The sequence below is a fragment of the Brevibacterium sp. 239c genome (assembly GCF_900169365.1).
GTDB lineage: Bacteria > Actinomycetota > Actinomycetes > Actinomycetales > Brevibacteriaceae > Brevibacterium.
In genome coordinates this window covers 1-12,413 of record NZ_FXZH01000010.1, presented here as the reverse complement: position 1 = coordinate 12,413, position 12,413 = coordinate 1, and the positions used below count along the sequence as shown (strand labels likewise).

Below are 12,413 nucleotides of genomic sequence, written 5' to 3'. Positions count from 1 at the left end.
TCACCGCCCATAATCGGGCCTTCACGTTACTGCGGCTGCATCGATGGACGTGATCATCTGCTTAAGCCACTCTCGCGCCGAATCGATATCTGCCAGCACCAGTGTGTCTCCATCGATCTCAGTCTCTTCGCGGGAGAGTTTATATGCGGGCTCCCAATCGTCCATAGGTCGCAACGGCAGCGGGGGCCACTCCTGCGCGCGACGGAAGTTAAATGTGCGCACACAGAATTCTCGCACGGAGTCCAGCTCAGGCTCAGCGGCCCAAAGCAGCTGCAGATCCACCAGGTCATGGGCGCGGGAGTAGTCGGGATCCGTCAACGCGTGGATCTTCTGCGCAATCTGGTACTCCAGGTCGATCAGCTCGACTGGCTGTAGCGCTCCGAAGCCAAATCGACTACTCAGCTCAATGAGCTCGCCGTCGATCTGGCGACGAGTATGAGCATGCGGCTCGATCTCAGGATCAGACACCTCCAGATCGAGACCGCCCCATTCCCTACCAAGAAATGACAATGTGACCCGGTAGGGGTGCATCACGTACTGGGGCTGAGCAAGCCCGGGGTCGTGCAGCAACCGAGGCTTCAAGTCCGCAGTAAACGCCACGCGATCCGGCGCGTCAGGATCTTTTTTGCGTGCACCCTTGGTCGCGGGCACCGTGCCCCAGCCCGAGTTCAGACTTGCCCGGAGTGTCTCTTCAAGCTCTTCACCCCGCCGTAGCGTGGAGACGTCAAGATCGGCTGTGGCTCGTGTCCCACTCTCCCCCATGCGCAGCTTTACGCCCATGCCACCCTTGATGGCGACGGCGTCAGGCAGCATTTGGGACACGATGAGCGTGCAGAGCATTCTACGCACGCGAATCGCAGGCACCCTAAGGCCTCGAGCAGCCTCTTCCACCCGGGTGTTCAACTGCGCCAAGTTCAGAGGCGGTGCCGCGGTGTTCATGCAGCGCCCCGTTGACCTGTCAGATTCGCGACGTCGTGGTTGTCGATCAACTCGCGCTGACGTGCCTGTTCGACCAGCGTTTTCCACCGCTCCGATGGCATCCTGTCATGCACGTCGACGAGAGCGCGACGAACAGTGGTCGTGGGGATGCCTTCGTAATGTGTCAGGTCCTCGTCGGGGACATCCATCCGCGTCTCGAGGTCAACCCACTCGGGAAGGGTCCTGCGCACTCGGCGACGGGTCGCCACCCGGATGCGGTGCGGATTGAACTGTCCCAGGCCAAGCAGATCGAGCACAGTCTCCCGCTCAAGGAATGCCCCGTCACCGGCCAGCGCCGTCGCCGCCGCCGGCTCGGTCAGGTCTGTGGTGGGCACACTACGGTGGATGTACACGCCATTGCCATACGCCTGCAGTGCGCCGCGGTGGGCAAGTTTGCGCACCTCGACGGCGGGCACCCCCGCGTCCTCAGCCTCGGTGATCGTGACGACACCGTGCTGTTCTGCTGCGATCTCCCACAGATCGTGTCGGTAGCCCATGACTCCGCCTCCCCCCTTATGTCAAAAGCGTACCAGTTTCGGTACGGTTTTGACAGTCTCGGCAGATCGAGGCGTCGTGAACAACTGCTTCGGCGCACTCAGAGGGGCCTCAACCTCACACCCACCGGTACTCATACTCCGGGCGCCCTGGAGTCCCATGCCGCGGCTGCTTGACAGCCTGTTTGGTCTTCACCAGATGCTCCAGATACCGGCGCACCGTCACGCGTGAGAGATCCAATGCCGTCGCGACCTCGGTGGCCGACACAGCAGAGTCAGCATCCCGCACGACGCCAGAGATCGCAGCCAGGGTTTCCTCGATGAGCCCCTTCGGCAGTCGGTCCGGCGAAACGGAACGCAGCGCACTCAGGGCATTGTCGACCGACGCCTGAGTCGCCAACGAGCCCGAACCTCCATCGCCGAGGTTGAGCCGGAACGCCCGCTGATTCTCCAGCTTCTCGCGGAAGGCGGCGAAGGTGAAGGGTTTGATGAGGTACTGCGTGATCCCGGTGGAGATTGCGGACCTGATGATCTGCAGGTGGCGCACTGCGGTGATCGCGATGATGTCAGCCCCGTGACCGCGCGTGTTCATGCGCTTGGCCACGTCGAGACCGTGGGAGTCCGTGAGATTCATGTCGAGCAGCACGATGTCGACCGGGGCACCCTCGGCCGCCAGGCCATCGTAGCGGGCGAGCGCCTCGTGTCCGCTGAGGCAGATGGCCGCGACGGTGAAGCCGGGGACCTTGCGGACATAGTCCCCGTGAGCCTCGGCGGTCATCGGATCGTCTTCGACGATGAGCACCCGCAGCTCGGCATCATTGCCGGTCATCCTCACCCTCCCTTCCATGTCCGGAGTCGTCTTCTGCTGTGAAATCGCCACCCTCGCCGAGGTTGTCCTCAGTCAGTGGCAACGTCACCGTGAAGATCGCGCCGCCATCCGATTCGACGTCGAGTTCCCCACCGAGTCTAGTCACGGCCTGGCGCACGAGGACCAGCCCGAATCCGCGTCCACCCGAATGCGGCGGTGCTGCCTTGCCTGAGGCGCCGAGGTGGAAGATCGCATCGATCTCAGGCTCTTCGATGCCCGGGCCGGAGTCTGCGATCGTGATGATGAGCTCTGCGTCGGCGGCAACGAAGTCGGCCCATACGTGCCGCTCTTCGGATTCGGCCGCGGCATCGAAGGCGTTGTCGAGGAGGTTGCCGGCCACAGTGACGAGGTCACGGGCATCGAGGCTGCCCGCCGGCAGCTCACCCGTGGCCGTGACTGTGAGCTCGATCCCGCGTTCATTGGCCTGCGCGGCTTTGCCGATCATAAGAGCCGTGATGAAGGGTTCGTCGAGGGAATCGACGAACGAATCGGTCAGTCGTTGCGACTCCTGCTGATCGCGGACGGCGAAGTCCAGGGCTTCCCGCGAGCGTCCCAGCTCGATGAGCGTCGCCACCGTGTGCAGTCGGTTGGCATGCTCATGGGTCTGAGCCCGCAGGGCCTCGGTCAGCGTCGTCATCGTCTCGAGCTCACCGGTGAGCTCCTGAATATCGGTGCGATCACGCAGAGTCGCCACGGTGCCGCCGGAACCAGCACCACCCCGGGAACCACCACTCCCAGAACCACCTCCGCTGAGGGCACCGTTGTCCGGTTGGCTCGCCTGCTTCTGGTTGACCACGAGGACACGGTCACGGGTCAGATGGATCTCATCGACGGCATCCCGACCGGATGAGAACAGGGATGACACGGACGTGGGCAGGGCCACCTCGGCGAGGGGAATGGGATCACGGTCATCGGGCTCGGGCAGACCCAGCAGCTCAGCGGCCTCATCGTTGTAGAGCACCAGCTGCCCATCACCGTTCACGAGGACGAGGCCTTCGCGCAGCGAATGCAAGGCGGAATCGTAGAACGCGAACAGGGACTTGAGCTGCTCGGGACCGTAGCCGAGGGTGACTCGGCGCAGGTAGCGGCTGAGCACCCAGGACCCGAGCCCGCCCAACGCGATTGCGGCGAGGCCGACGATGATGATCTGCGGGAGTGCGGCAGCCCGTGCCACCGACAGGGTCTTCAGCGTCACCCCGACCGCGACCATGGCTGTGACCTCGCCGGATGAGTCGGTGATCGGCACGATGGCCCGCACCGACTCCCCCAGCGTCCCCTCGTATTCCTCGACCTGGCTCTCACCGGCCAGGGCCTTGTCGATGCTGCCGATATAGTCCTTGCCCAGCTGCTGAGCATCCGGGTGCGTGTACCGGGTGCGGTCGCGGTCCATGATCGTCACGAAGTCGACCTCGGCGGTGTCGATGACGGTCAGCGCATAGGGCTGCAGCTTCGCCGAGGCGTCCGAGCCTTCCACCGATGAGATGACGAAGGGGTCATGGGCCAGGGTCTCGGCGATGGAGAGCACCCGCTCCGAGGTTGCCTGCCGGGCCGAGGCCAACGTCGTGACGTAGCTGGTGATGGACAGGGCGGTGCAGACGATGACGATGAGCGCCAGCTGCATGAGGAAGAGCCGCCGGGCCAAGGTGCCGCTGCGCCGCCGGTGCCGGGGACGGAGCCGCGTCCCGGGAGCCATCACTATCCAACTGTCCCTTCGTCGATGACGAGATCGTCGACGATTACTTCTTGGACTTCTTCTTTTTCTTCTTCGATCCGCTGGCAAGCATCAGTGAGACACCGATGGCAGCCAGCCAGGTGTCCTTGGCCACGGCGGTACCGTCCTCGGAAGGGCGGATGCCGTCGTCCTTGGTCATGGAGTCAATGGAGAAGTAGTTCGCGACGAGACCGGCGGAGAACGTGGTCAGCGCGGCTCCGGCGATGCGGGTGGGAACGAAGGGCAGCAGCAGTGCGGCACCGACGGCGATCTCACCGTAGGACAGGAACTTCCCGAACTGGGCGGGGGTCATGTTCTCGACCATGGGGACACCGTTGGCGGCCATCTGCTGCAGGCCACCCGCCGTGGTTTCGTCCATGCCGAGCTTGCCGATGCCGGAGTTCAGAATGAACGCACCCGGGATGGCGCGCAGAAGTGCTGTATCGAGTTTCATGAGCTGTCCCTTCATATCGTCATGGCTCGCGGCCACCTGATCGTGACCGACAAACCCCAGACTAGCCGACCTGCCGACTGTGTCCATGAACACTATGAACGCAACCGAGACAGCCGTCACAGTCTCTGGAATGCTCATTGAGAAATTCTTCGCGACCAGACGTCGCGAGCACACTCTCTCAAGGAGGAGACATGGCAGCGTTGCCAAAAGACATTGGAACCGGGGATATCGGCGGAACGCCGGCACCCCGCAAGAAGGACCGCACCCACTGGCTCTACATCATGGTCATCATCGCCGTCTTCGTCGGCGCGGCCATCGGGCTCATCGCCCCTGATGCCGGCATCGCCCTCGAACCCTTGGGCACCGCCTTCGTGGCACTGATCAAGATGATCATCGCACCGATCATCTTCTGCACGATCGTCCTCGGCGTCGGCTCGGTGGCAAAGGCGGCCACCGTCGGCAAGGTCGGCGGAATCGCGCTGATCTACTTCCTCATCATGGCGACATTCGCCCTGATCATCGGACTCCTCGTCGGCAACCTCATCCACCCCGGCGAGGGCCTGCACCTCAAGCCCTATGAAGCGGCCGGCGGCGGTGACGATGACGGCGGCATGGTCGGCTTCCTGATGAGCCTCATCCCGGGCGACATCCCGGTCCTGCCGACCTTGGTTCTCGCGCTCCTCGTCGGTTTCGCCCTGCAGTCGATGGGCAAGGCCGGTCAGCCCGTCCTCACCGGCATCCGCCACATCCAGGCCGTGGTCTTCAAGCTCATGATGATGATCATGTGGGCCGCCCCTGTCGGTGCCTTCGGTGCCATCGCTGCCGTCGTCGGCAAGACCGGGTGGGCTGCGATCGGGTCGATGGCCATCCTCATGGGTGCCTTCTACCTCACCTGTGCGCTGTTCATCAGCGTCGTCCTCGGCACCATGCTCAAGGTCGTCACCGGGCTCAACATCTTCCTGCTGCTCAAATACCTGGCCCGTGAGTTCCTGCTCATCTTCTCCACCTCATCCTCGGAGTCGGCACTGCCGCGTCTGATCGCGAAGATGGAGCACGCCGGGGTCTCGAAGCCGGTCGTCGGCATCACCGTGCCCACCGGCTATTCGTTCAACCTCGACGGCACCGCGATCTATCTGACCATGGCGTCCCTGTTCGTCTCCACGGCGATGGGCATGCCGATGAGCCTGCCCGAGCAGATCTCACTGCTGGTGTTCATGATCATCGCGTCGAAGGGTGCTGCCGGAGTCTCCGGTGCGGGCCTGGCGACCCTGGCCGCCGGCCTGCAGTCACACCGCCCCGAGCTCCTCGACGGCATGGGCGTCATCGTCGGCATCGACAAGTTCATGTCCGAGTGCCGCGCCCTGACGAACTTCACCGGCAACGCCGTGGCCACCCTGCTCATCGGCAAGTGGACGCATGAGATCGACCTCGACCAGGCTCGAGCAGCACTGAACGGCTCCAGCCCCTTCGACGAGCTTTCGCTTGAACCCGATGCCCACGGAGCGCCGGCACCCGGTGCCTGGGACGAGAGCGGCGAGCCCGACGAGAAGGAACGCGTCGCCGTCAGCGCCTGATCCTCACCTGAGCAAGGCCATCCACAACGCGGGTGCCGCCACTCCCTCATCGCGGGAGTCTCGGCACCCGTGTTGTTTCATATCCGCCCCCGCCGAGGCGGTCGCCGCGTTTTCATGACATCGTTTCCTATGGATGACGTCACAGACAGGAGGCAGGGCAGTGGGCTTCACCGCCGACAACACCGTAAATCCCACCGCCGTTCGCGGCACCCTCGGACTGGCTCTGGCCATGGGGATGGGCAGGTTCTTCTACACACCCGTCCTCCCGCTCATGGTCGCCGCATTGCATTGGAGTCCGGCTCCGGGTGCGTGGATCGCCACGCTCAACTACGTGGGATACTTCATCGGCTCCCTGGTCATCGCCCGCGGCTGGGTTGAACCCACCCGCCGCGTCTACCGCTTAAGCCTCATCGTCTCCACCCTGTGCCTGGCCGCCATCCCCCTGACGTCGAATCTGGTCTGGCAGGGATCGGTGCGTACGCTGGCCGGAATCGCCTCGGGCCTGATCTTCGTCTGCATCACCCAGCGCATCCCGTTCGTGGCCCGCAGACCGGTCGATTCCGGCCTCGTCTATGCCGGAATCGGCACCGGCATCCTCATCTCCGGAGTCATCGTCCTCACCGCCGGCAATCTCGTCGATTGGCGCGGACTCTGGCTGATCTGTGCGCTGCTCAGTGCCGTGTTCACCGTAATCGCATGGGCCTGGCCCATGCCGGCGCCCGGCGAAAGCAAGCCGGCCGACAAGCCCGCCGAGGTGGTCGCCGCAAACGATCGCCCCGACATCACCGCCGATCCCCCGAGGCTCCGCCGGGCCATGGCAGTTCTCACGGCAGGCTACTTCTTCCAAGGTTTCGGCTACATCATCATCGGCACCTACCTGGTGGTGCTCGCCAAGCCCGTCTTCGGTGAGACGGCCGCCGCCTCGACCTGGGTTGTCGCTGGTATCGCAACGGCGGCCTCACCGTTGATCTGGTCGAACGTCGCCGCCCGCATCGGCACCCGTCGAGGACTCGCCTTCTGCTATTGCCTGCAGGTCGGCGGGGCTGTTCTCGCCGTCTTCGGCACCAACCCGATCCTGCTCCTCATCGCTGCGGCACTGTTCGGCGGGACCTTCGTCGGGGCGGTCATGATGACCATCGGCGAAGGAACACAAATGGGGATCACCGCCGCCGCAGCGAAGCTGACGACCTGGTACAGCCTCGGACAGATCGCTGGCCCTGCCCTGATCGCCCTCGTCCTCAGCGGGACCGTCATCGGCAGCTTCATCGCCGCCGCGGTTGCTCTGCTTCTGGCCATGGTCCTGACCCTGCTCGGGTCGCTGACCGGCAATATAGAGAAATGACGCCGAGGTGGCCGTCTTGCTCTATGAGAGCAAGTGGTCACGCATTACGTGATAGCCGTGGTTGTGCAGAAGCGCGAACCACAACATCGCTGCAGCGTGGTTGGAGGCCAGTCGGAAATCAGGGTGGGTTCCAAGCAGAAGCTGTCTCACTCCGGCGTGCTCAATATCGAAGGGAAGCGAAATCAGTGCCTCGACTTCCCACGCGTCCCGTGCGATCGGGGCCGCCGTCTGAACTTCGTCCCAGGTGATATCCAGTCTGCTCAGATAGGAGAAGCACGGCTGCCATCTCTGTTGATCAAAGAAGACTCCCGTTGAAATCATCTCGGCGACACGGCCGATGTTGCGACTCGATAGCCCGATGTTGAGTTCCTCGTCCAGTCCACGAGTGATTCCTACTTTCGGATCAACCCGCCCTTCCTGGTTGAGATCCTTCGGGATCATCCCTTCGGCCACAAAATGCAGTGAACGACGGGCTGAGTCGGAAACAGAATCCGATGCGATGAAGGTCTTTCCCCTAATGCCGAACACGATGCGTGAATCCTTCGTCACTGCCACCGTTCCGCACCCCAGTTTGGCTACGGCCGGCAATGCCGAGACTTCTAAAAGCGAGGACGGACCGTGGCCCCACAGTTGCCGCAATGATGGCTGCAAAGGATCGACCTCGGGGTCAACCGGGGCGTCCAACCGACTCGACGACACCGCGAAGTCGAAATAGCGTGCTTTGGCCGGAGTGAAAGTAAATTTTGGGCGCCGTTTCCCATCCCTGTTAATCGTGGTGAGATCAACGTCAACAATATCGACACAGTCATCATCGAAGAATGTGAGTTTTCGTTCCTCAGCCTGCGCCTGAAGCTTTGGCAAGGTCACATCGAGCGCCCGAGCGGTCAACTCATCGGTTGCACGAGGGCTCCCCTCCGGCGCGAATTCCACGATCGTGTTCGCGTCCCAGCCTGCATCATGAGTCGCGGATGCGACGACTGCTATGCCCGGAATCTCCATCGCCCCGACACGGATCGAGGAATGCTTCCATGTCAGATCTTCAAATCGCTTGAGTAGGCGTTTCTCCTCCACCCGTCGCAGCTGTTCCCGCAGTGCAATGAACGCGATTGCGGTTGCACCGATGATCGTGGCCACGGCACCCAAGATGGCGCTGACCGCTTCGCGCCAAAACGAATCAGAGGTTGTGAGACCGAAGAGCCACCAGCACAGCACGAGCAGGATCAGTCCGACCATCAGGAATAGAAAGGGACGAAAGATCCAGGACCTCAACCGCATTCGGGCAAGCCAGGAGCGAATCGGAGTGACCGCTGCCGAATCTACCGCCCGATCAGCATCCTTCGTCAGCTGTCCGCTTCTGGCCACTATCGCACTCCTTCATGCTGGGGATCCTCTGTCTCACATTGGAGTGTCTCACAACTCGGGCTTTGACGACGTTGCCACTTCTTGTACCTATTCCACTTGAACACATCGACTTCGATTCTTTCGGGAATCTACGCGCCGAGTTCGAAGGATCCGACCACGTCCAAGGCAAGGACTGAGATATGAAGTGGAACAACAACCTGGATTCCGGTGGTGTGCTCGTCAGTGGCCAAGTAGCCCTGGAGTTCGACCTCTCACCGATCAAGAAGGGTAGCGAGGAGCCCGCAGCCGCATAGCCGGAGGCCTTCAACGTGGAGAACTCCGACTCATCACCGGATCCAGATGCCCGGGAGTTTCCCGACCACCGGATATTAAGCCGTCCGAGTTAGCTGGCTCCGCCATAGGTGGGAAGTTCGCCCTGGGGAAATGACCCCGCGATCAATTCGTGGATTGGCCCCTCCGCCTGGTCGTACCAAGGACCGAGCTATTCATCGGTCAGTTGAGGTACTGGATCTGAGGCGCCTGTGGCGTCGGACGATGGTCGCCGACAGCCACTGGACGATCGAGGCTTTCAATCATCTCGGTGACAGCGCTGCAAGCTCTCCCAGGCTTGATGAACGTCCGTTCGATCCTTTCGAGGTATTCGGGTGCGGGATCGACACCACCCTCGAGCGTCGCGCGCAGGGCATCCAGCACGCCTCCCAGCTCTTCAGCCACCGGGCCGAACCCGTCATTTTTATAAGAGAAATAACCGGGCCTAGTTAAATGGCCCCCGCCAAAGACACGATCGCGATCGAACTGATAATAGACGACCGGACGGTGGACTACAGCAGCGTCGAAGGCGATCGACGAGTAGTCGGTGACGACTACCGCCGATCGGGCAATCACATCTTGAACGTTGACATCTGCGTATGTGACGACTTCAACATGCACGGGCAGAGTGATCTCAGGGAGATAGCCTTCGAGGTTTGGATGCGGCATGAATGTGATCGTGCATCCGTGTTCCTGGGCCGTTTCTTTGAGTTCGTCAGATTGGAGAAATTCGAGCCATCGGTGGAGGAATTCGGATCCGAAGAACTCGGGGTTTAGGTCTCGTCTATTGCTTTGCCCGACCGCTTTACCAGCTAAGAACTGCCGCCATGTCGGCATAAATGTAATAGATCTACGCCTGCCCGCACCGCAACCGGCTGCCTTCTTCGCCAGAACATCGTAGCGAGGCATACCTGTCAGTGCGACCTCTTTGGAACTGAGAATATAGGGGGAGTTGTCCCCCGCGATAGAGGCATATTCGTCAACGGTCGACGCCACCATTCCCGCAATGTCTTTGCTGTTGAGCCAACGCGATATGTCATCTTTGGTCACGCCATGCTGCAGAAAAACAAATCTCCATCGTGGCTTTTCACCGTTTGAGAGCACAAAAGGATTGGAAACATACCGATCAGCGTGGGACGACACCAAGAATCGAGCGTTGAGGCATAAGGCTCTCCACAAAGTCGATCCATACGGGATCAATCGTTTGAACCCTTCGGCTCGCAGACGCTTCCAACCGGGTGAGTCCTTCTCCACGACGAACCAGGCGTTAATGTCTCGCCGTCGTTTCCGCAGATAGCGGAACAGATGTTCGGCGTTGTCGTTGCAGTTCACATCCCGATCCATCAGTACCCAGGCTCCGGCAAAGAGCCTACGGATCGGTTCCGCACGGGCAAGTGCAGACACTGCGCGGTCGCTCCCCGTAGCCGTTTTCCTTCGCTTCTTCTGTTTGGAGAGTGGTATTCGCGAGCCTCTAAGCGATTGAACCGCGGCTGGTCGAACTGAGAACTGTTTGGGTTTTGGCCACTCAAACGTCAACGGCACCGATTGCCCATCAAGACGAATCTCCAAAGTTCCATCGACGGGTACCCAGATAATCCGCTCATGAAGGAGTGTCCTTTGCAGATAGTTAAAGCTCCGTGTCTTGCTGGCGAACGGGGCCGCGCGTTTGCCTCTGAACCGTATATCCTCGTGTGGCATGCTGCCCGTGAAGTGATAGCGGAGTTCGACAAGACGACGGGCCTCATCGAAGTGGTCGATGACTACCGAGCTCCAGCGCCATTCCTCAATATTGTAGCCGTATGCCAGCGCTTCCCACTGCGCGGTGGAGCGCTTGATTAGTGGAAACGTTTCAATCGCTTCCCGCGAGAGATGCAGACGGATTTTACCGACTAGCTCGTGGAAACGAGCGGCGGTCTCAGAGTCGATTCCAGAGGTACCCGAAGCCATAGCCTCTTCAGCCCGCAGGGTCCAAGTGATTTCGTAGATGACTGCATATTGCAACCACAGAGGAGTAATCGGCCCTGCTTGTTCAAGGAGATCAAGGCATCCGTGTTCAAGAACGACGGTGTATTTCCCGGGATCAATCGCGCTATTCTGCAGAGTTGACGAATTATCTGCACGGCGGCGGTAGAAATACTGCGCCGAATCTGACACAAATACCAATCTCTTTGACAAAGCCAGCAGGTACTTCTGAACAAAATGGGCGTCTTCGAATACTGGTCGGACCCTCTCATCGAATCGAAGACCTAATTTACTTACCCGCGTTAACCGAAAGAATGCCGAAGAAGCATGCATATGCACGTATTCGGGGAAGCGGTCGACGTCGACGAGCTGGTCGCCTCCGCGGAACCGGTACTTCAGTGGATGGGAATCCTTGATGACCCCAGTAGCTTCAAAATGATCCATTAGATGACAAATGACCAGTTCAGTCTTGGGCTGAGCACGGATGCAGGTATCAACCAAAGCAAAGTAGTCGTCAGCCACTGTGTCATCCGGGTCGATGAACGTCACCCATTCTGCGGTCACCGCATCGAGTCCCAGGTTCCGGGCAGATGCCTGTCCACCATTGGTCTTTGTCAGAATTGTGACTGAATAGTCTGTCGCTGTGGCCCAGTCTTGCAGACGGCTAGGAGATTCGTCAGTGGAGCCGTCGTCGACGAGGATCACTTCAATCATCGAATGATCACAGGTCTGCTTATCCATCGCCGCGAAGAAGTCATCGAGGTATCTGCCGACATTGTAGACAGCGGACACTACGGCAAATTTCTTATCGGTCACTGATTGTGCTCCGTCTTCTCAAATGTGCTGGGGATCGGCAGGTGGTCGTCGAGGAAGCTTCTTAGCAACGCGTCAAGCCGTTCCTCATCCGCATCCGCTGTATTCGTGTCATTGAGGCACAATGCGTCGATGTCATTTCTTCGAGACAGGCGCAGCAGGTAGAGCTCAGCATCGTCGCGGGCAATATCCATGTAGGCGTATCGGATAGTGCTCGGAGTCGCCTGGCCGGTGGCGTAGGCGTAGAAATGGTAGAGCGCAGACGGAATCGACAGGTCGTCAGGATGACGGAACGTCTAACCTCGAGTTTTCATGATTAGCCTCGGGGTTTCATGATTAGGGTCTGCCAGATGCCGGACCGACAAGAAGAAAGTGCTCCTGACCAGGGATAATGGTGTTTGCGATGACAACATCAATCCACTAAAAAGGAGCACTCTCAGAGTGAAGCCTACCCGCACCTATCCCCGCCTGCACATCGATACCGCACCCAGCAATGCCCTCGGCCAGGCCGGCGGCCTCCTGCTCACCGAAACCGTGCACACCAGC

General features: G+C 60.5%; 10 protein-coding genes. 2 read left to right on the top strand and 8 right to left on the bottom strand.

Going from position 1 to position 12,413, the window contains the following annotated elements; all coding sequences use genetic code 11:
• Positions 1–21 precede the first annotated feature (21 nt).
• The 5 genes from BSP239C_RS10605 to BSP239C_RS10585 all read right to left on the bottom strand — a co-directional run bounded on the left by BSP239C_RS10605 (position 22) and on the right by BSP239C_RS10585 (position 4,643).
• Positions 22–939 carry a nucleotidyl transferase AbiEii/AbiGii toxin family protein gene (locus BSP239C_RS10605; protein ID WP_226842081.1) on the bottom strand — a complete coding sequence of 306 codons (918 nt, stop codon included), beginning with the start codon at positions 937–939 and terminating at the stop codon, positions 22–24.
• On the bottom strand, positions 936–1,475 hold the full coding sequence (locus tag BSP239C_RS10600; RefSeq protein WP_101572636.1) for a type IV toxin-antitoxin system AbiEi family antitoxin domain-containing protein: 540 nt from the start codon (positions 1,473–1,475) through the stop codon (positions 936–938). Before BSP239C_RS10600 ends, BSP239C_RS10605 begins: the two co-directional genes overlap by 4 nt.
• Positions 1,476–1,590: 115 nt before the next feature.
• On the bottom strand, positions 1,591–2,301 hold the full coding sequence (locus BSP239C_RS10595) for a response regulator (RefSeq protein ID WP_101572634.1): 711 nt from the start codon (positions 2,299–2,301) through the stop codon (positions 1,591–1,593).
• On the bottom strand, positions 2,288–4,033 hold the full coding sequence (locus tag BSP239C_RS10590; RefSeq protein WP_180958981.1) for a sensor histidine kinase: 1,746 nt from the start codon (positions 4,031–4,033) through the stop codon (positions 2,288–2,290). The genes BSP239C_RS10595 and BSP239C_RS10590 overlap by 14 nt, the downstream gene beginning before the upstream one ends.
• A 43-nt stretch (positions 4,034–4,076) precedes the next feature.
• Positions 4,077–4,643 (bottom strand): hypothetical protein, encoded by a 567-nt coding sequence (locus BSP239C_RS10585; protein ID WP_308298064.1) that lies wholly within the window; start codon positions 4,641–4,643, stop codon positions 4,077–4,079.
• 53 nt (positions 4,644–4,696) lie between these two features.
• On the opposite strand from BSP239C_RS10585, the gene BSP239C_RS10580 reads away from it, so the two are divergent.
• Positions 4,697–6,079 carry a cation:dicarboxylate symporter family transporter gene (locus BSP239C_RS10580; RefSeq protein ID WP_101572630.1) on the top strand — a complete coding sequence of 461 codons (1,383 nt, stop codon included), beginning with the start codon at positions 4,697–4,699 and terminating at the stop codon, positions 6,077–6,079.
• A 133-nt stretch (positions 6,080–6,212) separates the two neighbouring features.
• The gene (locus tag BSP239C_RS10575; protein ID WP_101572628.1) at positions 6,213–7,421 is read left to right on the top strand and encodes a YbfB/YjiJ family MFS transporter; all 1,209 of its coding nucleotides are present in this window, start codon (positions 6,213–6,215) and stop codon (positions 7,419–7,421) included.
• Positions 7,422–7,442: 21 nt separating this feature from the next.
• Here BSP239C_RS10575 and BSP239C_RS10570 read toward each other — a convergent pair whose 3' ends face one another.
• The 3 genes from BSP239C_RS10570 to BSP239C_RS10560 form a co-directional block, all read right to left on the bottom strand.
• The gene (locus BSP239C_RS10570) at positions 7,443–8,555 is read right to left on the bottom strand and encodes a hypothetical protein (RefSeq protein WP_145997435.1); all 1,113 of its coding nucleotides are present in this window, start codon (positions 8,553–8,555) and stop codon (positions 7,443–7,445) included.
• 720 nt (positions 8,556–9,275) lie between these two features.
• Complete coding sequence (locus BSP239C_RS10565; protein WP_101572624.1) at positions 9,276–11,870, bottom strand: CDP-glycerol glycerophosphotransferase family protein; 2,595 nt, start codon at positions 11,868–11,870, stop codon at positions 9,276–9,278.
• Complete coding sequence (locus tag BSP239C_RS10560) at positions 11,867–12,061, bottom strand: hypothetical protein (protein ID WP_101572622.1); 195 nt, start codon at positions 12,059–12,061, stop codon at positions 11,867–11,869. The genes BSP239C_RS10565 and BSP239C_RS10560 overlap by 4 nt, the downstream gene beginning before the upstream one ends.
• Between the last annotated feature and the right edge of the window lie 352 nt (positions 12,062–12,413).